Source organism: Amycolatopsis albidoflavus (assembly GCF_039525725.1).
GTDB classification, from domain to species: domain Bacteria; phylum Actinomycetota; class Actinomycetes; order Mycobacteriales; family Pseudonocardiaceae; genus Amycolatopsis; species Amycolatopsis albidoflava.
The window spans coordinates 1-21,364 of record NZ_BAAAHV010000019.1 but is presented as its reverse complement, the minus strand read 5'-3'; the positions used below and the strand labels follow the sequence as shown (position 1 = coordinate 21,364).

Here is a 21,364-nt window from a genome sequence, read left to right as displayed (position 1 = left end):
TGACCAGCCCGCGGGCAGGCGTGTTCACTCCTCGGGAATCGAGCGATCCTCGAGCGGGCTGCCCCGCCACTTCCAGCCGGTCCGCCGCGGTCGTCCGGGCAGGCCGATCCGGCCGGCGCACCAGCGAAGCGCGTCCCAAGCGTCGGGAATCGGCTCCTGCTCAGGGAAAAGCCGCGCGACGACGCGGGCGCAGGCCTCGCGCGGCGGATCGATCGCGACACCGAGGCCCTGGGCGATGTCGTCGCCGTGCAACAGGAGTTCCACACAGCCCATCGCGGCGAAACCGGCCGGATCGGAGTTGCCGGTCGGGTGGTAGGCGCGTTCGTCCGGCCGGCCGGCCCGGACCGCGGCGGCGAGCAGACGGCCGCCGGTCAGCGCGAATTCGAGCAGTTCGGCCGGGGACGCGCCGTCCTCGGTTTTGGCGAGGAAGCGCACGTAACGGTCGGCCGGACGGCTCACGACCTGCGCGGCGTAGGACAGGAGCGTGTCGCCGAGGTGCTCTGCGGTGTAACGGCAATCCCACTCGAGATCGCCCGCCGGCCGCGTCCAGTCGCCGCCGGTGACGGGCGTGAGGGCGGCGGAAACGCAGGTGAGGGCTTCGTCGAGGTCTTCGGCGCGCACGGTCATGCGGTCAGCGTAGAGAAGCCCAGAAGCCGCAGTGGTGATCTTTCGCGAATCCGGTCAGCGGCTGCGCGCCGCCCGGCCGGTACGCCACCGACTGGCCGGTCGGGCCGCCGCGGACGAACGCCGTCCAGTCGTCCACCATCCGGTCCGCGAGCCGTTGCTGAGCCGGGGTGAACGTTGTTGGCTGCTCGGCAAAATCGAACAGGTACGGCAGTTCCGCGGTGTGCGTGGCCCCGAGCGGGAACGGCGCTCGGAGCGCGGCGGCCGCTGGCGAGGTCGGGTCGTTGAACTCGTACGTCGATACGCTCGGCAGCGAACTGGCCAGCTTGGCGGTCGGACAGGAGAACGCCCAATCGGTGACAGCCGCCGCGTACGCGAGAGAAGCGTTGCCGCTGAACGCATCCACCGGGTATTCGCGAGCGACCGCGTCGGCATGCGGGAACACGGCGGCAAGCGCTTGCGGATACCCGTGCCGCGTGACTTCGCGACCGGCCGCCGCCTGCTCGGCGAGGAAATACGTGAACTCGTCGTGCGTCGTGCCCAGCATGACCGGCACCGGAGTCGCCGGAACCTTCGCGGGCAGCACCGAGCCGCCGGTGACCGGTCCGGGCATCTCGATGCCCGCGATCGAGCCGTACGCCGGAGCTGCCAGGAGTTTCTTGACGGGCAACGCGCGCAAGCATTCCGCGGCGGTCTTGCGGTCGGTGCAGCCGCGCGCGGCGGCGTACTCGACGCTCTTGTTTTCGGCGGCGGGAAGCGTCGCCTGCGCCTGGCACGGTCCACTTTGGATGATCGCGGCCCGGAACAGCCCGCGCGAGCCGGGCGCGACGAGGTGGTCGCACACCGACATCCCGCCCGCCGATTCCCCCGCGATCGTCACCTGGTTCGGGTCGCCGCCGAAGGATTCGATGTTGTCGCGCACCCACAGCAGCGCCTGTTGCTGGTCGAGGAAGCCGTAGTTGCCCGGCTCCGGGCCGAGCGACGGGTCGGCGAGGAAGCCGAGCGCGCCGAGCCGGTAGTTGAGCGTGACGACCACCGCGTCGCCGCGGTCGACGAGCCGGGCGGCGCCGTAGCGGTCGCCGCCTCCGGTGAGGAACGCGCCGCCGTGCAGCCACACCAGGACGGGCCGCCCGGTCTGGCCGGTCGGCGGGGTCCAGACGTTGAGGTAGAGGCAGTCTTCGCTGTTCAGGGCTCCGTCGGCGGCCTGCGGACAGCGGGGCCCTGGTTTCGTGGCGTCGCGCTCCCCCGCCCAGGGCTCGACCGGGGCGGGCGGCTGCCAGCGCCGCTGCCCGACAGGTGCGGCCGCGTACGGGATGCCTTGGAAGAGCCGGTGATCGGGAGTGACGTCGCCGCGCACGGCGCCGGCGGCGGTGTGCACGACGTCGCCTGCCCGGCTGATCGACGCGTCCGAAGCCGCGCAGGCCGAGGCGGCCAGAACGGGGACGACGGCCAGCGTCGCGAACCACCGTCGCCGAATCGCCCGAAAAGCCGCTGCCACTGGCCGGACGATACCGGCCCGGCGTCCGGGTCCGGCCGCCGGATCATCCGGCGGAGCGCGAGAACCGCCCCGCCGGGCAGGGTCGAGACCAGACCGAGCACGCCGTAGCCGACCGCGACCGTCACGCCCTGCTCCGCGCCCAGCCCGGCGGCGGCGAACGAAACCGCCGCAGTGCCCTCGCGCGGGCCGAATCCGCCAACGTTGAGCGGCATGCCCATCGCCAGCAACGCGAGCACCAGCAGGGGCAGCAGGACGCTGAGCGGCGCGGTGGCGCCAGCCGCGCGGGCGGCGACCACGAACAACGTCAGATGCCCGGCCACCGCCAGCACAGACCAGCCGGTGACGCCGGGCCACGCTCCGAGCACGCCGGTCCGGATGTCGGCCGCCCAGACGTGCCTGAGCCGTTGCCGCATCGCCACCGCGACGACGACCAGCGCCACGACCACGATCCCCAGGCAGATCAGCACCTGACGTGGCAGCAGCTCCGGCCGGAAGACCACGACGGCCAGCCCGGCGACCACCACCACGGTTTGCCCGGCGACGCGTTCGAGCACAACCGCCCGGATGCCGCGGCCGACGTCGCCAGAGCGTCGTCCGTGCTGCACCGCGCGGTGCACGTCGCCGAGGACGCCGGCGGGCAGGACGCCGTTGAGGAATTGCGCGCCGTAGTAGTCGCCGACGGCTTCGCGGAACGGCAGGTGCAACCCGAGCCGCGCCGCGACCAGCCGCCAGCGGGCCGCGCTCGCCAGCGTCGTCACGACCCCGATGACCAGGGCTATCGCGATCGGAACCGGGCCCAAGGCGCGCAGACCACCGGCGAACGCCCCGGTCCCCAGCCGCCACCACAGCACGGCGATGAGCGCGGCCCCGGCCAGCAGTCGCAGCCACCGCATCAACCCACCGCCAAGATTCCGCGCAACCGAGCCGCCGCAGCGGCCCACCCCTCCAGTGTCCCCGCTCGCGCGGCAGCCGCAGCATAGAGCCGTTTCCGCAGGTCAGGGTCTTCGCGCCAGTTTCGGAGCGCTGTCGCGAGCGCTGCTTCGTCGCCGGGCGGGACGAGGAGGCCGGGTCGCTCGCCGTCCGGGGTGCGGCCGAGTGCGTCGGGGATGCCGCCGACGTCCGAGGCCAGCACCGGGATGCCGCGCGCGAGCGCCTCCGTGACGACCATGCCGTAGGTCTCCGCGCGCGAAGGCAGGACCAGCAGGTCGGCCCGGTCGTAGACGGCTTCGAGCGCAGATCCGTCGAGCGGGCCGGTGAAGCGGGCTCGGGGGTGGCTCAAGCTGTTGGCGTAGGCCGGGTTTCGGGTTTGCGAGCCGACGAAGTCCACTCGTAGATCGTCCACTTCGGACAGTGCTTTCAGGAGGATGTCCTGCCCCTTGCGCGGGGTCACCGCCGCAACACAGATCAGCTGGGAAACCCCGTCGGTTCCGGTCGCTTGCGGCGCCGGGTCGGTCCCAGGCGGTGCGATGTGGACACTGGCGAGCCCGTGGCGTGTCTCGACGGCCCGGGCGGCGGCCGCGCTGGTGACGATCACCTGGTGGGCCGCCTGGAGCGTTGCGCGTTCGCGGGCATCGAGGTCAGCCGCGCGCCGCGGGTCAAGGCCAGTTTCGTCGGCTAACGGCAGATGCACGAGGACAGCCAGGTCGAGCCGGTCCGCGTGCGAAGCGAGGACGTCTGGCACTCCGCAGGCGACCAGGCCGTCGAGCAGCACTTTCGCGCCGTCGGGGACCTGCGCGAGGACCTGGTCCAGCTGCTTTTGTGCGCGGTCGTCAGGGTCCGGCCACGTGCCGTCGACCGGCCGCAGCCCCACGCGCAGGTGCTCGGCCATCCGGCGGTCGTAGGTGTTGCCGCCGCTGGGCACGCCGCGGTCGTCGATGTCGCCGGGCACCACGAAACAGGACAGTCGCACGCTGCCTCCTTCCTCACTGGAGACAACGTGCGACCGGATGATCTGGTTCAGCCTTCGAAGGTGTCCGGGTCGAAGCCCGTGCGACGGCCCTCGTCGAGGCCGCTGAGGACGTCGAGGTCGCTGTCGCTGAGGGAGAAATCGAAGATGTCGATGTTCTCCCGCATCCGCTTCGGCGACGACGACTTCGGGAACACGACGTTGCCGAGCTGCACATGCCAGCGCAGCACGATCTGGGCGGGCGTCTTGCCGTGTTTCCCGGCCAGCTCGGCCAGCAGCGGGTCTTCGAGCACTTCGCCTTGGGCGAGCGGGCTCCACGCCTCGGTCACAATGCCGTGGGCCTCGTGGTAGGCGCGCAATTCCGGTTGCTGCAACGCGGGATGCAGCTCGATCTGGTTCACCGCGGGCACCGTCGCCGACTCCGCGGCCAGCCGCTCCAGGTGCGGGAGCTGGAAGTTGGACACCCCGATCGCGCGGGCCTTGCCGGCGCGCTGGAGTTCCTCGAAGCCGTGCCAGGTGGCCACGTACTTGTCCTGCTTCGGCAGCGGCCAGTGGATCAGGTAGAGGTCGACGTAGTCCAATTCGAGCCGCTGCAGGCTGCCTTCCATCGCGTTGATCGCGTTGTCGTGGCCCTGCGCGTCGTTCGCCAGCTTCGTGGTGACGAAGATTTCCCCGCGTGGCACACCGGAATCGCGGATGCCCGCGCCGACGCCCTCTTCGTTGCGGTACATCTGCGCCGTGTCGAGGTGCCGGTACCCCGCCTCGAGCGCTTCCCGCACCCTCGCGGCGGTTTCCTCCGGCGGGATCTGGAAGACGCCCAGGCCGAACTGCGGGATCCGGACGCCGTTGTTGAGTTCGAGCTGCGGAACGCGGTTCGTCTCGATCGTCATGTCGGCGGCCTACCCGTGCCCGGCGGCGGCGAAACTCGCTCGATCAGGCAGCGACGGTCTCGCGGACCCCGAGGATCTCGTCCGCGCCGGTCACCGCGAGACACCGCCGGACCGCGTGCGCCTGCCCCGGCACGACCGTGAGCAGGGGGATCCGCTCGTGCGCGTCGAGCAGTGCCCGGACGCCGGCGCAGCTCAGGAACGCGACGCCGGACAGATCGACGACCACCGGCCCGGTCAACGGTGCGACCGCCTCTTCGAAAACGTGCGCGGTGGCCGCGTCGAGGTCGCCGACCGGGGCGAGATGGATCGCATCCGCCCGCCGAGCCGCGCGGACAGTCAATTCGACCGGCGCGGTGACGCCGGGAATGTGGGGAGTCATGGGGTTTGCGCTCCTTTCGCAGAGATCTGCTTGGGGCGCTGACCGCAGTATGGTTCCGGACAACAGCCAACACAGGCGACCGTACGCGTTCTGCGAGTGCGGTCAACCCGGGTGCCGGGGAGGTTCACTCCCGTGACGGCCGAGTCCGCCTGTTCGGGGGCGCCTGGTCGGCGGCGGGTTGACGGGGTGCGCAGGGGCTGTGCCCGGGATGGGCGGGTTTGCCGGGTTGTGGTGCGGGCTCGGGTTCGTTCACTGGGCGTTCACTCGAGGGCACCTGGTTGGGGGATGCCTGCCCGCTGCGAGCCTTTGGCGAGATTGACCGCCACGATCTCGCCGTTCGCATTGCGGCTGTCAATTCGCACAGCGACCGGCTGCGGCGCACATCGGCAGCCGTTTCCTTCTTTCAGCAAGCGAACCCGGCCCCGCATCGGGGCTTCTCCGCGCTTGCCGCATCGGCTCGGCGTCGCTGGCGCACAATGCTCGGCGGCCGAGTCGAACCGCCCAGCGACGGCGGTTCATTTCTCGTGGCAAGCGGCTCTCAGGCTACTCACGCGGCTGCGACGTTCCCGCGTGTCGCAGCCGTCGATCGAGACCGGCTCTCAACTGCCGGTCAGTCTCGCGGCAGATCAGTCCGCTTGCTCCGGAACTGCCCGCGCGCGGCAGCTGTCCATTTTGGACCTTCAGTCGCGGAGGGCGAGCTTCGCCAGTTCCTCGTCGAAGTCGAAGCAACGGTCTTCGGAGCCGACAGGAACCTCGTCGTAGGTGCGGTCGAGGAAGTCGGCGAGTTCGTTCGCCGCCGCCTCCAGCACCGCGGACCCGTCCGGCGCGTTCAGCTCGACGAGCACGCGGCTGTCGTCGGCGGCCGGTCGCACCTGGACGTCGCCGTCGCCCGCGGGGGCGAGCAGGCCGTCCGCGAGAAGGTCGCGCCCGAACAGCCAGCGCACGACGCCGCCGCCGGCGTGGTAGCCGACCGACACCGCGAACGGATCCGCCGGGTCGTATTCCAAATCGGCGCGCACCGGCAGCGGGACGGACCCGAACGTGCGCAGCCCGAAGATGATCGTCGCGCGGACGACCTGCGGTTCGGTTTCCACGACGGCGCCTCCTTCGTTACCCGGTCGCGAACCTGTCCGGACCGAAGTGAATGTTTCTCAATAAGTAACGCGCCGTAAGAGCCTAAGCTGCCCAACCGAGCAGATTTCACCCCAACGGTGGAGATCTACGTCTCAGTTGGCTACGCAAGGGCAGCATTGACAGCAGGAACGGGCAGCGCGCACGGCAGTGCCCCAGCAGGGTGCGGACGCCTTCGACCTGCGGAAACGGATCGCCACGATCGTGGCACCGGACGAGCGCGGACCGACCGAGGCGGCGGGGAGGTCGGTTTCCGCCGCGAAAACGATGGCGAAGACCGAGCGGGCGGAATCGGTTCAATCCCGAACGACGACTCGATTGGCGACGCATGCTCCGCCGCCCCGCGGACGTTTGTGCTCAAAAGGCCGCCACGATGCCGACAAACCGGGCCGCCCCGAACGCAAGCGCCAGATACCCGAGCACCAGCGCCGTCGCCGCCCTGCCGCGCCCCTTGCCGAGCCGGGTCCGGCGCAGCCCGACGTGGCCGAAAACAATCGCGAGCAGGGGAAGAACCAGCGGCCCCAGAACGGGAACGGGCTCCCAGTAGAGCGCGTCCCCGAGGCTGCGGCTGCGGCTCGGATGGGTCCCGACGACCACGAGCCAGCTGAGAATGCTGAGCACCAGCGCCGAGGTCGCAGCCCTGGTCGACGGCTTTTCGTCCATGCCGCGAAGCTAGCCGCCCAGAGCGGGACCGGTCCCCGGCAGAACCCCGCGCCCAGCCGGTCAGGGGCCGGGAGGCCAAGGCACTCGAGCCCCGCGCACCTGGCCCCGCGGCGAGGCGGGTGTGCCGGAGGCGGCGAGAAGCTGATCTCCGAACCGCAGTATCCACACCGAGCGTCGCTCCAGCTCGCCGCGCGGCAGGCAGGGCCAGGGATGCTGCAGGGTGCCGACCGCTGCTCTGCGGCGTTCCAGGTCTCTGGGCATCGCTCCAGACCTCTCTCCATCCGGCTCGACGGGACGGGAGGAATGCCGCAGGGGGCGAAATCCCAGCCGCCCACCGCATCTCACTCCGGCCCCATCCGCATCGTTTCACCCCGCGCGCCTCGCGCCCGGGAACAGGAATCCTTAAACGAGCGGAAGTCCGGTCGTCAGGACATGATTCCAGCCCACTGAGCCGAGGCAGGCAGGACACTGCGGAAACCTGGGCACCGCACATCAACCAATCAGCGGCTCCACTCCCCCATCGACCCGCCCGCAACTCCCTCTGCGGAAACCCCAGGCGCCGCAAGATCAACCGGTCAGCGGCTCCACTCCTCCACCCGCACCCCCATCAACCCGCCCGCAACTCCCTCCGCGGAAACCCCAGGCGCCGCAAGATCAACCGGTCAGCGACTCCACTCCTCCACCCGGACCCCCATCAATCCAGCAGCTGCGCCTAGCTCCCTCCGCCGATCACCGGGCACCGCGTGGATGTGGTTCGCCCCGAAGCGCGACAAGAAAGTCTCCGCGGCCACGTCCAGGCGCGCGAACGCATGCGGCCATTCCCGCGTGGAGCGCGAGACCAATTCCTCCGTCGTCCGCTCGTCGTAGTTCTCGAACTCCCCCAGCATCAACTGCATCCGGTATTCCCCGTCCAACCGGCTCAGCCTCGCCAAGGTCATCCGGCCCGGGGCGGCGATGTGCTGCACCGAGGCGCCTCCTGCCGGAAAGAAGAAAACCTCCGGATAGAGGTGCACCTTGGCCAGATTCTCCGCCGGATCCTCGCTCCGCGCGGCGAACCACGTCGCGTGCTGGCCGGAGTTGCACAAATCCCACACGTCCCGATCCGGGTGGTAATGCCGGACGTCGGCGAAAAGCACTGGCGTCCCGGTGATCCGGTGCATCAGCTGCATGGTCAGCGCACCGTCCATGTCCGCCTCGGTGGCGGTGACATGCACGGCTTTAGGACCGTTCCAGTCGTAAGGGTCGTTGAGCAGCGCCTCGGCGACATCAGCCGTCGCGAAATGCTCCGTCAGCTCCGGTTGTGCTTTGATACCGGAGAAATCCAGGTGCCGCTCCGCCGCGACATCGCGCACAGCCAGGTACAGGCGCAGTTGTCGTTCCAGCAATTCCGGGGTGAGCCGATCTCCATCATAATGCACAGTGGCGTGTTGTTCCAGCCATTTTCGACCGCTGACAGCTTCAGCGGAAGAACCGGACTCCGCGCGGCGGACCAGTTCGTACTGGTCGATTTCCTCGACGTCCACACCGAATTGGCGCATCCATTGATCGGTATTGGCCACCGCGGTGTTCATCCCCATCGGCCGCCCGCCGAAACGGCCGAAAGTCGAACCTCGCAACGAACCGACGGCCGCCGCGGCGCTCGCGTGTGCGCCGACGTCGGCGATCAGCCCCGGGTCGGAAGGCGCGCCCCACAACCGGGTGTGCGAGCGGCCGATCTGGTCGAGCGCACCTCCGGCGGCGAGCATTCCGACCAAACCTGGCTCAGTGGGATCGGTGCTCGCGACCAGCAGTAACGGGCCTGGTGTCGCGTCTGCCGCCAACATGGTGAAGTGCGGGAACGCCCACACCGCGTAGTACAGCACCGTCACGTCCACCGAACTCGCGGCGACCGAGCGCGCGGCCGCGGTCGCGGTGGTGTTCGTGGCGACCAGTCCCCCGGTGACGACGTCGTGCCCGGCCGCGGTCAGCGCCGCGGTGAAGTCGTCCACTTTGGACCGGATGAAGCCGGTGTTCCGCCGGTGCACGTGGTCGCGGCCGTCGGATACGGCAAGGACACCGATTCGCGCCATATGTCAGCTCCGGTTCAGCTCGGCGTACACCTGGGCCGCGTTGTCGCGCGTCACCAGGCGGGTGGGCAGGGTCTGCGTCTTCGGCACGGTCTGGCAATCGACGAGCAGTTTCTTCGCCGCGGCAACGGCTTCCTTGCCGCCCGTCGGGTAAATGAAGGTCGCGGACAGGCGGCCGGCCTCTACCGCTTTGATGCCGCCTTCGGGCACCGGCAGGCCGTCGATGCCGACGATCGGCAGGTCCGCGCGGCCCGCGTTCTGCGCGGCGATGCGCGCGCCCTCGGCCATCGGGTCGTTTTCGGAGAACATCGCCTGCGCGTCCGGGTGCGCCTTCAGCAACGCGTCCGCCTGCTGTTGTCCCTTGTCCCGCAACCAGTCCGCGTCCGCGCTGCCCACGACGGTGATGTTGCGGTCAGTGATGCCCTGGTTGAATCCGTCGCTGCGTTCCTTGGCGGGAGTCGACCCGGCGAGCCCCTTCAGCTCGACGACTTTTCCGCCGTGCGGCAGCAATTTCTCGGCGAAGAACTTGCCTGCCTGACGGCCGATGTCCACATTGTCCGCGCCGATGAACGACGTGTACCCGTCGCCGTCCACTTTCCGGTCCAGGACCAGAACCGGAATACCCTGGTCGTAAGCCTTCTTCACGACGCTGGTGAGCGGCGTCGCCTCGTTCGGGCTGATGATCAGCAGGTCGATGCCCTGGGTGAGGAAAGTGTTGACCTGCTCGACCTGTTTCGCGTTGTCCTGCGCGGCATCCGCGTAGCTGACGCTGAATTGCGGCACGCCGGCCGCTGCTTTGCGGACGTCGTCGTCCATCCGCACGCGATACGGCTCGGCGAGATTCGCCTGGCTCATCCCGATTTTGTATTTCCCGCTGGGGCCGTGGCACTGCTTCGCGGCCGGCGCGGTGCCGGACGACGCACCCGGTGCGTTCTCGTGGGTGGTGCCGCAGGCGGTGACGGCCGAGACGAGGGCCAGCCCCGCCAGGACCGACCCGCCGCGGATGATGCCGGACATCTGCTCCTCTTTTCCCCGAACGCCTTATGCCGTGGCCGGGCGCAGCCGCTGCAGGCCCGCGGCGAGCACGATCACCGCGCCGACCACGATCAGCTGGACGTTCGAATCGATGTCGTTGAGCTGGAGAATGTTGTCGAGCACGCCGACCAGCAGAGCGCCCGCGACGGTGCCGGACACCGACCCGCGCCCGCCGGACAGGCTGGTTCCGCCGATCACGACGGCCGCGATGGCGTTCAGCTCGTAGCCGGTGCCGTCGTTGGGCCCGCCGAAGTTGTACTGTCCCGCGTGGACGATCCCGGCCAGCGCGGCGAGCAGCCCGCACAAACCGAAGACCAGCACCTTCACCCGGATCACCGGCACCCCGGACAGCACCGCGGCCTTTTCGTTGCCGCCGATCGCGTACACGTGCCGGGAAAACGCGCTCGCCCGCAGCACGAGCACCGCTAGCGCGGCGACGACCACGAAGAACAGCGCCGGAATCGGGACCACGCCGCCGAAAGTCCGCTCGCCCAGCAGTGAGAACGGCACCGGAGCCTGGCCGGGACCGTCGCCGTAGGTGATCGAAACGCCCTCGCCGCCGGACCACATCCGGGCGATCCCGCGGGCGATCTGCATCCCGGCGAGCGTCACGATGAACGACTGGATCCGGAACCGCGCGCTCGCGATCCCTTGCAGCAGCCCGAAACCGAAGCCGAGCGCGAGAATGATCAGCACGCCCGGCACGAGGCCCCAGCCGCCGCTGGTCAGCAGCAGCGCGACGCCGACGCTGGCCAGCCCCATCACCGAGCCCACCGACAGATCGATGCCGCCGACCAGGATCACCAGCGTCATGCCGACCGCGATGATCCCGATCTCGGAGATCGCGCGGACGACGTTGAACAGGTTGCCGCTGCCGAGAAACACCAGCTCCCCGTCGCGATGCGGCGAAAAGACGATCGCCGCGGCGAAGACCAGCACCAGCCCGAAGACGCTCTGGAACCGGAACACCGCGGCCAGCACGGCGCGCCCCCTCACCGGACGTCTCCCATCGACGCGGCGAGCAATTCCGCCTCGCCGGCACTGGCCGTGTCCAGTTCGTGCGCACTGCGTCCGCCGCGCAGCACCACCACGCGGTCGCACACCCCGACCAGCTCAGCCGGTTCCGACGACGCCAGCAGCACCCCGACGCCGCTTCGCGCGGCCTCGCCGAGCAGCCGATAGATCTCCGCCTTCGCCCCCACGTCCACCCCGCGCGTCGGTTCGTCCAGCATCAGCAACACCGGTTCGGTGAGCAAAGCCCGGCCCAGCACCACTTTCTGCTGATTTCCGCCGGACAGCGAGCCCACCGGATCGGCGAGCGACCCCAGTTTCACCCCGAGCCGCCCCGCTTCCTCCCCCGCCACCGTCCGTTCGCGACGGCCGGGAACGATCCCGAACCGAGCCAGTCGCTCCACAATGGACAAAACGGTGTTCGCCACGACGGAATGTTCCAGCGCCAGCCCTGCGATCCGCCGGTCCTCGGGTACGAACGCGATCCCGGACCGCAGCGACCTGCGCGGCGACCGCGGCCGAAACTCCCTGCCGCGCAAGAAAATCCGTCCGCCCAACAGCTTGCCGCCGGAAGCGCCGTACAGCGTCTCCAACAGCTCCGTCCGCCCCGCACCGAGCAGCCCGGCCACACCGACGATCTCCCCGGCCCGCACGGTGAGACTGATCCCGTCCGGCTCCCGCCGCCCGGCGCGCGGCCGCACCACGAGATCCTCCACCCGGAGCACATCGTCCTGATCCGGCGAGGACACACTGTCCGCGCGGAACATCAGGTGCACCGGACGGCCCACCATCGCCTCCGCGGCCCGCTCGGCAGTCAGCTCCGCCGCGCTGAACTCCGCGACGACCTCGCCGTTGCGCAGCACCGTCGCGCGGTCCGCGACCCGGCCGATCTCGTCCATCCGGTGCGACACATAGACAATCGCCGCCCCGTCGGCGCGCAGCTGGTCGATCACCGTGAACAGCCGCTCCACCTCGCGCGGCGACAGCGCCGACGTCGGTTCGTCCATCAGCAGGATCCGGGCGTCGAGCGACAGCGCTTTCGCAATGGTGACGAGTTGCTGTTCGCCGGTGCGCAGCCGTTCGACCGGCGTGCGCGGGTCGAGGTCGACGCCGGAGCGCTGCAGCACCTCGCGCGTGGCCGCGACCATCCGCCGCCGGTCGATCGTGCCGCCGCGGGTGTGCGGTTCGCGGCCGAGAAAGACGTTCTCCGCCACCGAAAGCGCGGGAACGAGGTCGAGTTCCTGGTGGATCATCGCGACCCCGGCGCGGCGCGCGTCGGCCGGACGGGCGAACCGGACCGCCTCCCCCGCGATCCGGATCGCCCCCTCCCCGGCGGCGACCTCCCCGGACAAGATCTTCAGCAGCGTGGACTTGCCTGCCCCGTTCTCGCCGAGCAGTGCGTGCACCTCCCCCTTCGCCGCGGTGAAGTCCACCGCGCCCAGGGCACGCACCCCGCCGTAGGTCTTGCTGACGCCGGCCAGTTCGACCAGCGCGCCGCCGTCGCCCATGCCCCGCCTCTCGGCCCGCCCCACGTCGAGAAATCGATTACCCGCGACGGTAGGGGCAGCTCAGGAGGGTGTCAAGGGTCACATTTTCCCATTGCCCACGGGGCATCGGCAAAGGTCCGTGAAGGGCTCCTTGAGGGAATCTGATTCCCTCAAGGAGCCCTTCACGGACCGCTGTGGAAGCGGGCCGCCGCCCGCCGGGTTCCGCGCCTGAACTACGGGTAACCCCTGACCGACCCCCTGGAAACGCCTGGCCGTCCAGTTGCCGCCGCCTCTGGCCGAGCGGGCGTGATTTGTGGCATACCTCGCGAGAAATCAGGTCCGGACGACGTGACACGAGCCGTTTTTGGCGGGTTCCTACAAACCGGCAGGCGCGGCATGCGTCATCCGCGACATTGGTGTACCCGGCGGTAAGGGAGCAATGTGTACGACGAAGACAGGCGACGTTCCGGCGGGTCCGGCGTCGCCTGCTGTGCGTGGGTGTAGTTGGGTTCGCTGGGAGGCTTTGTCCGTGTTCAATCGCGTCGCCATCGTCAATCGCGGAGAGGCCGCGATGCGGCTGATCCACGCCGTCCGGGACCTGTCCGCCGAGACCGGGCGACGGATCGAGACGGTCGCGCTCTACACGGACGCGGACGCCACCGCGACTTTCGTCCGCGAAGCCGACGTCGCGTATTCGCTCGGCCCCGCCTCCGCGCGGCCGTATCTCGACCTCGCCAAGCTGGAGAAGGCGCTGGTCGACACGAAGGCCGACGCCGCGTGGGTCGGCTGGGGCTTCGTCGCCGAGGACCCGGCGTTCGCCGAGCTGTGCGAGAAGGTCGGGGTCGCTTTCGTCGGCCCGAGCGCGGACGCGATGCGCAAGCTCGGCGACAAGATCGGCGCGAAGCTGATCGCCGAAGAGGTCGGCGTCCCGGTCGCTCCGTGGAGCGGCGGCGAGGTCGCGACGCTCGAGGAAGCGCTGGCCGCCGGCGACAAGATCGGCTACCCGCTGATGCTCAAGGCCACCGCGGGCGGCGGCGGGCGCGGCATCCGCAAGGTCGAGTCGGCGGGCGACCTCACCGAGGCGTACGAGCGCACCAGCCAGGAAGCGCTGCGCGCCTTCGGCAGCGGCGTCGTGTTCCTGGAGCGCCTGGTCACCGGCGCGCGGCACGTCGAGGTCCAGGTGATCTCCGACGGCGAGACCGCGTGGGCGCTCGGCGTCCGCGACTGCTCGGTGCAGCGGCGCAACCAGAAGATCATCGAGGAGTCCGCGTCGCCGGTGCTCGGGGCGGACCAGACCGCCGAGCTGAAGGCGTCGGCCGAGCGGCTCGCGGTCGCGGTCGGCTACCGCGGCGCGTGCACCGTCGAATTCCTCTACCACCCCGGCGACCGGATGTTCGCCTTCCTCGAGGTCAACACCCGGCTCCAGGTGGAGCACCCGATCACCGAGATCACCACCGGCACCGACCTGGTGCGGCTGCAGCTGCACGTCGCGTCCGGCGGCAAGCTCGAAGGCGAGCAGCCCGCCGAGTCCGGGCACGCCGTCGAGGCGCGGCTCAACGCCGAGGACCCGGACCGCGACTTCGCGCCGTCCCCGGGCCGCATCGCGCGGCTGCTGCTGCCCGCCGGGCCGGGCATCCGGGTCGACACCGGCGTCAGCGAGGGCGACACGATCCCCGCCGACTTCGACTCGATGATCGCCAAGATCATCGCCTACGGCCGCGACCGCGACCAGGCGCTCGCGCGGCTGCGCCGGGCGATGGCCGAGACGTCCGTGCTCATCGAGGGCGGAGCGACCAACAAGAGCTTCGTGCTCGACCTGCTCGACCAGCCCGAGGTGATCGACGCCAGCGCGGACACCGGCTGGATCGACCGCGTCCGCGCCGAAGGCCGTCTCGTCACCACGCGGCACTCCGCGGTCGCGCTCGCCGCGGCGGCGATCGAGGCCTACGAGGACGACGAGGAGGTCGGCAGGCAGCGGCTGCTGTCCACCGCTTTCGGCGGCCGTCCGCAGGTGCGCCACGAAATCCGTCCGCTGGACCTGAAACTGCGCGGCGCTTCGTACCGCGTCACGGTCGCGCGCACCGGGCCGAAGCGGTTCCGGATCGGCGTCAGCGGCGGCGGCGACGTGCACCCGGCCGACGTCGAGATCGAGCGCTTCGACGAGTACAGCGGGCAGATCACCGTCAACGGCACGCGGTTCCGGCTCGTCACCGGCACGCACGGGCCGATCCACCTGGTCGAGGTCGACGGCGTCACGCACCGGATCAGCCGCGACGAGGGCGGCGTCGTCCGTTCCCCCGCGCCCGCGCTGGTGGTCGCCACGCCGGTCGCGGTGGACGACGAGATCGAGTCCGGCGCGCCGGTGCTCGTGCTGGAAAGCATGAAGATGGAGACGGTGCTGCGCGCGCCGTTCCGGGCCAGGGTCAAGGAACTGCCGGTGTCGATCGGCAGCCAGGTGGAGACCGGCGCGCCGCTGCTGCGCCTCGAACCGCTCGCCGACGAGGCCGAGGACGAGGCCGCCGCGGAAGCCGAGACCGCCGAGATCGACCTGCCCGCCGAGCAGGACGGCACCAGCGCGGCCGACCTGGTGGAGCGCGGCAGCCAGGACCTGCGCAGCCTGCTGCTCGGCTTCGACGTCGACCCGCACGACCAGGGCCGCGTGCTCAGCGGCTACCTGGCGGCGCGCGCGGAGCTGCCGTCGCGTCCGCTGGAGGGCGAACTCGGGCTGCTGGACGTCTTCGCTGACCTGTCCGAGCTGAGCCGGAACAAGCCCGCCGCGGACGACCTCAGCGCGTCGAGCCCGGTGCACAGCGCCCGCGAGTACTTCCACACCTACCTGCAGAGCCTCGACGTCGAGCGGGCCGGGCTGCCGGAGAAATTCCAGGGCAGGCTGCGCCGCGTGCTCGGCCACTACGGCGTCGGCGACCTGGAGCGCACGCCGGAGCTGGAAGAGGCGGTCTTCCGGATTTTCCTTGCCCAGCAACGGGCTTCGAGCGACAGCGCGATCGTTTCCGCGCTGCTGCGGCAATGGCTGACCGAGGCCCCGCCCTCGGCCGAGCTGCGCGAAACGGCCGGGCTCGCGCTGGAGCACCTGATCGCCGCCACCCAGCTGCGTTTCCCGGCGGTCAGCGACCTCGCCCGAGGCGTGGTGTTCCGCTGGTTCGCGCAGCCGCTGCTGCGCCGGGCCCGCGCCGAGGTGTACGCCGAGATCCGCGGCCACCTGAGCTACCTCGACCGCAACCCGGACGCGGCCGACCGCGCCGAGCGGATCTCCGGCATGGTGTCGAGCAACGAGCCGCTGGTGCGGCTGCTCGGCCAGCGAATCGGGCGGCCGGGCGCGGACCCGGCTCCGATGCTCGAAGTGCTGACCCGGCGCTACTACGGCAACAAGGCGCTCACCGACGTGCGCGTGCGCGAGGTCGCGGGCTGCTCGTTCGTCACCGCGGAGCACCCCGAACCGGCCCGCGTGGTCACCACCGCGGTCGACTTCCCGCAGCTGCCGGACGCGATGCGCGCGGTGGCCGAACTGTCCGCCGACGCCGGGGTGCCGGTCGCCGCGGACGTCTATCTGAAGTGGACCGACCAGCCCGACAGCGACGCGATGGCCGCGAAGCTGGGCGAAATCGTGGCCGCGCAACCGCTTCCGGCGGACGTCGACCGGGTCGTCACCACTGTCGCCGGGGGCGGCGGCGCGGTGATGCACCACCACTTCACCTTCCGCCGGACCGAATCCGGGTTCGCCGAGGACCGGGTGATCCGCGGGCTGCACCCGCGCGTGGCCGAGCGGCTGCAGCTGGAGCGGCTGCAGGAATTCGACCTCACGCGGCTGCCTTCGGCGGACGAAGAGGTGTACCTGTTCACCGGCACCGCGAAGGCGAACCCGGCCGACGAGCGGCTGATCGCGATGGCGCAGGTCCGCGACCTCACGCCGCTGCGCGAGGCGGACGGAAGGCTCGTGTCGCTGCCCTCGGCCGAGGACACGCTCGCCGCGTGCCTCGACGCGGTCCGCAACGCGCAGGCGCGGCGTCCGGCGAAGAACCGGTTCGACACCAACCGGATCGTCATCTACGTGTGGCCGACGAGCGAGCTGACGATGGACGAGCTGAACCTGCTCGCCCGCCGCGTGCTGCCGACCACCGCGGGCGCGGGACTGGAGGAGATCCAGTTCCTGGCGCGGCAGCGGAACGCCGAAACCGGCGAGCTGACCGACATCGCGGTGACGGTCCGCAACGAGGTCGGCGCGGGCGTGCGGCTGTCGGTCGAGGCTCCCAGCACCGAACCGGTGCAGCCGCTGGACGACTACCGGCAGAAGGTGCTGCGCGCGGCGCGCCGTGACACGGTGTACCCGTACGAGCTCACCGAACTGCTGGCCGGCGGCGGCTCCTTCGCGGAGCATGACCTCGACGACAGCGGCGTGCTGGTCCCGGTCGACCGGCCGCGCGGGCAGAACAAGGCCGGGCTGGTGGCCGGCGTGGTCAGCACGCCGACCGAACGCGTGCCCGAGGGCGTCAAGCGCGTGGTGCTGCTGGGCGACCCGACGAAGTCGCTCGGCGCGCTGGCCGAACCGGAGTGCACGCGGGTCATCGCGGCGCTGAACCTGGCGGAGGAGCTTCAGGTTCCGGTCGAATGGTTCGCGCTGTCCTCCGGCGCGCGGATCTCGATGGAGTCCGGCACCGAGAACATGGACTGGGTCGCGGCCGCGCTGAAGCGGATCGTCGAGTTCACCCAGGACGGCGGCGAGATCAACATCGTGGTCGCCGGGATCACCGTGGGCGCGCAGCCGTACTGGAACGCCGAGGCCACGATGCTCATGCACACCAAGGGCATCCTGGTGATGACGCCGGATTCGGCGATGGTGCTCACCGGCAAGCAGTCGCTGGACTTCTCCGGCGGCGTGTCGGCCGAGGACAACTTCGGCATCGGCGGCTACGACCGCGTGATGGGCCCGAACGGCCAGGCGCAGTACTGGGCGCCGAACCTCGCCGGGGCGCGCGACGTGCTGATGGCGCACTACGCGCACACCTATGTGGTGCCGGGCGAAGCGGGCCCGCGCCAGGCGGTCACCACCGACCCGGCCGGCCGCGACGTGTCGGACTACCCGCACGCCGTCGTCGGCAGCGATTTCGCCACGGTGGGCCAGATCTTCTCCGCCGAGCACAACCCGGACCGCAAGAAGCCGTTCGACATCCGCACGGTGATGCGCGCACTGTCCGATCAGGACCACCCGGTGCTGGAACGCTGGGCGGGCATGGCGGACGCGGACACCGCCGCGGTGCAGGACGTGCACATCGGCGGGCGTCCGGTGTGTCTGCTGGGCATCGAGTCGCGTTCGGTGCCGCGCCGCGGCTTCCCGCCCACCGACGGCCCGGACACGTTCACCGCGGGCACGCTGTTCCCGAAGTCGTCGAAGAAGGCGGCCCGCGCGATCAACGCGGCCAGCGGCAACCGTCCGCTGGTGGTGCTGGCGAACCTGTCCGGCTTCGACGGCTCGCCGGAGTCGATGAAGAAGCTGCAGCTGGAGTACGGGGCCGAGATCGGCCGCGCGATCGTGAACTTCGAGGGCCCGATCGTGTTCACGGTGATCTCGCGCTACCACGGCGGGGCGTTCGTGGTGTTCTCGAAGGCGCTGAACCCGAACATGACGGTGCTGGCGCTGGAGGGTTCGTTCGCCTCCGTGCTGGGCGGCGCACCCGCGGCGGCGGTGGTGTTCGCGGGTGAGGTCAAGACCCGGACGGCGAATGACCCGCGGGTGGCCGAATTGCAGAAGCGGCTCGGCGAACTGAGCGGAGCCGAGCGGGCTGCTTGTGCGGCTGAGCTGGCCGAGGTTACGTCGTCGGTGCGGGCTGAGAAGCTCGGCGCGGTGGCTTCGGAGTTCGACCGGGTGCACAGCATTCAGCGCGCGGTCGAGGTCGGGTCGGTGGACGCGATCGTCAGCACGGCGCAGCTTCGGCCGCGGATCATCGAGGCGATCGAGCACGGGCTGAAGGGCTGACGGGTTCTCGTGAGTGCTGGCGCCGGTTAGAACCGGCTCCAGCACTCACGAGGCCACGGTGATTCCCCGGATCGTCTTCACCTCGCCCAGCAGCGCCGGGGTCACCTTGACCGAGTACCCGTCCAGTGCGTAACGTTGCTCCCCCACGTGCAGGTGCACCGGTGTGTTTCCCTGGTGCGCCAGCAAAGTCTGCTTCAGCTCCAGCACCACCGGCAGCGTCACCTTCTCCGCCCGTGTGTGCAGCACCAGCGGCGTTTCTCCGAGTTCCGTCAGGTCGAGCGGCGCCAGATCCGCCCCGAAGACCGACATTTTGTCCTCCCGCCAGTTCACCCGGCCCTTCACGAGCACCGCGTTGTCCTCCACCAGATCCGCCGCGCACAACGCGTACGACTTGGCGAAGAACAACACCTCCAGCGACGCGTCCAAATCCTCGACCGTGCAAATCGCCCAAGGTTCGCCTTTTTTGTTCACCCGCCGCTCCAGCGAAGTGATCAATCCCGCGACGACGAGTTCGCCTTCTCTCGGCGGATTGTCGATGATCGCCGCGATCGTGCGCGGCGCGTGTTTGCGGAGGACGCCCTCGGCACCGTCCAGCGGATGGGCCGAAACGTAGAGTCCGAGCATGTCTCGTTCGTGCGCCAGCAATTGCTTGCGCGGCCACTCCTCAGCGGTGAATTTCACGTGCGCCAACGGTGACGAAGCCGGTTCTTTGTTTTCTCCGCCGAACAGGTCGAATTGGCCCATCGCTTCCTGGCGCTTGAGCGGGACGACGGCTTCCACCGCGTCCTCGTGCACCTGGATCATCGACAGCCGGGTGTGGCCCATCGAGTCGAACGCGCCCGCCTTGATCAGCGACTCGATCACTCGCTTGTTGCAGGCCACCAGCTCCGACTTGTCCAGGAACTCGGTGAACGAGGAGTACTTGCCCTTCTCCTCGCGCGTCTTGATGATCGACTCCACCACGTTCGCGCCCACGTTGCGCACCGCGCCCAGACCGAAGCGGATGTCGCTCCCGACGGCCGCGAACCGCAAAGCCGACTCGTTCACGTCCGGCGGCAACACCTTGATCCCCAGCCGGCGGCACTCCGACAGATAGATCGCCGACTTGTCCTTGTTGTCACCGACCGACGTCAGCAGCGCGGCCATGTACTCCGCGGTGTAGTTCGACTTCAGATACGCCGTCCAGTATCCGACTAGCGCGTACCCAGCGGCGTGCGACTTGTTGAACGCATAGCCCGCGAACGGCAGGATCGTGTCCCACAACGCTTGCACGGCCTCGCCGGAGAACCCGTTCTCGATCATCCCGGCGCGGAAACCCTCGAATTCCTTCTCGAGGACTTCCTTTTTCTTCTTACCCATCGCGCGCCGCAGCACGTCCGCTCGACCCATCGAGTATCCGGCGACCTTCTGCGCGATCTGCATGATCTGTTCCTGATACACCACCAGGCCGTGCGTTTCGGCGAGGATCTCGCGCAGCGGTTCCGCCAGTTCCGGATGGATAGGTTCGATGGCTTGGCGCTTGTTCTTGCGGTCGGCGTAGTTGTTGTGCGTGTTCATCGCCATCGGACCCGGCCGGTAGAGCGCGTTGACGGCCACGATGTCCTCGAACCCGGTTGGACGCAGGCGGCGCAACAGATCCCGCATCGCGCCACCGTCCAATTGGAACACTCCGAGACTGTCGCCACGGACCAGCAGGGCGAAGGTCTCGGGGTCGTCGGTGGCCAGCCGGTCGAGGTCGACGTCCTCGCCGCGGTTGGCCTGGATGTTGTCGATCGCGTCGCCGATGACGGTGAGGTTGCGCAGGCCGAGGAAGTCCATCTTGAGCAGGCCGATGGCCTCGCACGACGGGTAGTCCCAGCCGGTGATGATCGACCCGTCGTCCCTGCGCCACAAGGGAATCGCGTCCAGCAACGGCTCACTCGACATGATCACCGCGCAGGCGTGCACGCCCGCGTTGCGAATCAGGCCCTCCAGTCCGCGGGCGGTATCGAAGATCGTCTTGCACTCTTCGTCGGTCTCGACCAGCGTGCGGACCTCGGCCGCCTCCGCGTAACGCTCGTGCTTGGCGTCCACGATTCCCGCCAGCGGAATGTCTTTGGCAGCCACCGGCGGCGGCAAGGCCTTGGAGATCCGGTCCGCGATCGAATACCCGGGTTGTCCGAAGTGGACCCGCGCGGAGTCCTTGATCGCCGCTTTTGTTTTGATGGTGCCGAAAGTGATCACCTGCGCGATCCGGTCGGAGCCGTATTTCTCGGTGGCGTACCGGATCATCTCGCCGCGGCGGCGATCGTCGAAGTCCATGTCGATGTCCGGCATGGACACCCGTTCCGGGTTCAGGAAGCGTTCGAAGAGCAGACCGTGCCGGATCGGATCGAGGTTGGTGATGCGCAGCGCGTACGCGACCAGCGATCCCGCCGCCGACCCGCGACCCGGACCCACCCGGATTCCCGCCTCGCGGGCGTGCGTCATCAGGTCGGCAGTGATCAGGAAGTATCCGGGAAACCCTTTGTCCACAATGACCTTGAGCTCATACTCGGCGCGCTCCCGGTACTCTTCGGGCACCCCGTCCGGCAACCGGTGCGCTAGCCCGGCCATTACGTCGTGATGCAGCCAGGTGGCTTCGGTGTGGCCTTCGGGGACGTCGAAGACCGGCATCCGGTCCTTGTGCGTGTACACGTCCTC

General features: G+C 69.6%; 13 protein-coding genes and 1 pseudogene. 1 reads left to right on the top strand and 13 read right to left on the bottom strand.

What is annotated here, in order from left to right; all coding sequences use genetic code 11:
* Positions 1–24: 24 nt before the first annotated feature.
* The 12 genes and pseudogenes from ABD156_RS30200 to ABD156_RS30145 all read right to left on the bottom strand — a co-directional run bounded on the left by ABD156_RS30200 (position 25) and on the right by ABD156_RS30145 (position 12,711).
* On the bottom strand, positions 25–627 hold the full coding sequence (locus tag ABD156_RS30200; protein ID WP_344281335.1) for a maleylpyruvate isomerase N-terminal domain-containing protein: 603 nt from the start codon (positions 625–627) through the stop codon (positions 25–27).
* Positions 628–631: 4 nt separating this feature from the next.
* A complete protein-coding gene (locus ABD156_RS30195) occupies positions 632–2,002 on the bottom strand; it encodes a carboxylesterase/lipase family protein (RefSeq protein WP_344281332.1) in 1,371 nt (456 codons plus the stop codon).
* Positions 2,003–2,253: 251 nt separating this feature from the next.
* Positions 2,254–3,015, bottom strand: a pseudogene (locus ABD156_RS30190) (lysylphosphatidylglycerol synthase transmembrane domain-containing protein); the annotation flags it as partial.
* On the bottom strand, positions 3,015–4,031 hold the full coding sequence (locus ABD156_RS30185; protein ID WP_377928029.1) for a glycosyltransferase family 4 protein: 1,017 nt from the start codon (positions 4,029–4,031) through the stop codon (positions 3,015–3,017). The gene ABD156_RS30185 and the pseudogene ABD156_RS30190, both read right to left, overlap by 1 nt.
* Positions 4,032–4,078: 47 nt before the next feature.
* Entirely contained in the window at positions 4,079–4,918 is an 840-nt protein-coding gene (locus tag ABD156_RS30180; RefSeq protein WP_344281329.1) for an aldo/keto reductase, read from the bottom strand.
* Between the two features lie 43 nt (positions 4,919–4,961).
* The gene (locus tag ABD156_RS30175) at positions 4,962–5,297 is read right to left on the bottom strand and encodes an STAS domain-containing protein (protein ID WP_344281326.1); all 336 of its coding nucleotides are present in this window, start codon (positions 5,295–5,297) and stop codon (positions 4,962–4,964) included.
* Positions 5,298–5,977: 680 nt separating this feature from the next.
* Positions 5,978–6,391 carry an SsgA family sporulation/cell division regulator gene (locus ABD156_RS30170; protein ID WP_037818751.1) on the bottom strand — a complete coding sequence of 138 codons (414 nt, stop codon included), beginning with the start codon at positions 6,389–6,391 and terminating at the stop codon, positions 5,978–5,980.
* Between the two features lie 394 nt (positions 6,392–6,785).
* On the bottom strand, positions 6,786–7,091 hold the full coding sequence (locus ABD156_RS30165) for a hypothetical protein (RefSeq protein WP_344281318.1): 306 nt from the start codon (positions 7,089–7,091) through the stop codon (positions 6,786–6,788).
* 662 nt (positions 7,092–7,753) lie between these two features.
* Positions 7,754–9,160, bottom strand: a complete 1,407-nt coding sequence (locus ABD156_RS30160; protein ID WP_344281315.1) for an L-fucose/L-arabinose isomerase family protein — start codon at positions 9,158–9,160, stop codon at positions 7,754–7,756.
* Positions 9,161–9,163: 3 nt separating this feature from the next.
* A complete protein-coding gene (locus tag ABD156_RS30155; protein WP_344281313.1) occupies positions 9,164–10,174 on the bottom strand; it encodes a substrate-binding domain-containing protein in 1,011 nt (336 codons plus the stop codon).
* Positions 10,175–10,198: 24 nt separating this feature from the next.
* Positions 10,199–11,188 (bottom strand): ABC transporter permease, encoded by a 990-nt coding sequence (locus tag ABD156_RS30150; protein ID WP_344281310.1) that lies wholly within the window; start codon positions 11,186–11,188, stop codon positions 10,199–10,201.
* Entirely contained in the window at positions 11,185–12,711 is a 1,527-nt protein-coding gene (locus ABD156_RS30145) for a sugar ABC transporter ATP-binding protein (protein ID WP_344281307.1), read from the bottom strand. Before ABD156_RS30145 ends, ABD156_RS30150 begins: the two co-directional genes overlap by 4 nt.
* 508 nt (positions 12,712–13,219) lie before the next feature.
* On the opposite strand from ABD156_RS30145, the gene ABD156_RS30140 reads away from it, so the two are divergent.
* Positions 13,220–18,682: an ATP-binding protein gene (locus ABD156_RS30140; protein ID WP_344281304.1), complete on the top strand. Its 5,463-nt coding sequence runs from the start codon at positions 13,220–13,222 to the stop codon at positions 18,680–18,682.
* Between the two features lie 45 nt (positions 18,683–18,727).
* On the opposite strand, the gene dnaE is transcribed toward ABD156_RS30140, so the two are convergent.
* Positions 18,728–21,364 (bottom strand): DNA polymerase III subunit alpha (dnaE, locus tag ABD156_RS30135; protein WP_344281301.1); only part of this gene is annotated, 2,637 nt, incomplete at its 5' end.

What these genes read in the sequence shown, in the direction of transcription:
- ABD156_RS30180 (WP_344281329.1), bottom strand. Translation starts at nt 4,918, where the DNA reads ATGACGATCGAGACGAACCGCGTTCCGCAGCTCGAACTCAACAACGGC.
- ABD156_RS30165 (WP_344281318.1), bottom strand. Translation starts at nt 7,091, where the DNA reads ATGGACGAAAAGCCGTCGACCAGGGCTGCGACCTCGGCGCTGGTGCTC.
- ABD156_RS30155 (WP_344281313.1), bottom strand. Translation starts at nt 10,174, where the DNA reads ATGTCCGGCATCATCCGCGGCGGGTCGGTCCTGGCGGGGCTGGCCCTC.
- ABD156_RS30200 (WP_344281335.1), bottom strand. Translation starts at nt 627, where the DNA reads ATGACCGTGCGCGCCGAAGACCTCGACGAAGCCCTCACCTGCGTTTCC.
- ABD156_RS30145 (WP_344281307.1), bottom strand. Translation starts at nt 12,711, where the DNA reads ATGGGCGACGGCGGCGCGCTGGTCGAACTGGCCGGCGTCAGCAAGACC.
- ABD156_RS30160 (WP_344281315.1), bottom strand. Translation starts at nt 9,160, where the DNA reads ATGGCGCGAATCGGTGTCCTTGCCGTATCCGACGGCCGCGACCACGTG.
- ABD156_RS30175 (WP_344281326.1), bottom strand. Translation starts at nt 5,297, where the DNA reads ATGACTCCCCACATTCCCGGCGTCACCGCGCCGGTCGAATTGACTGTC.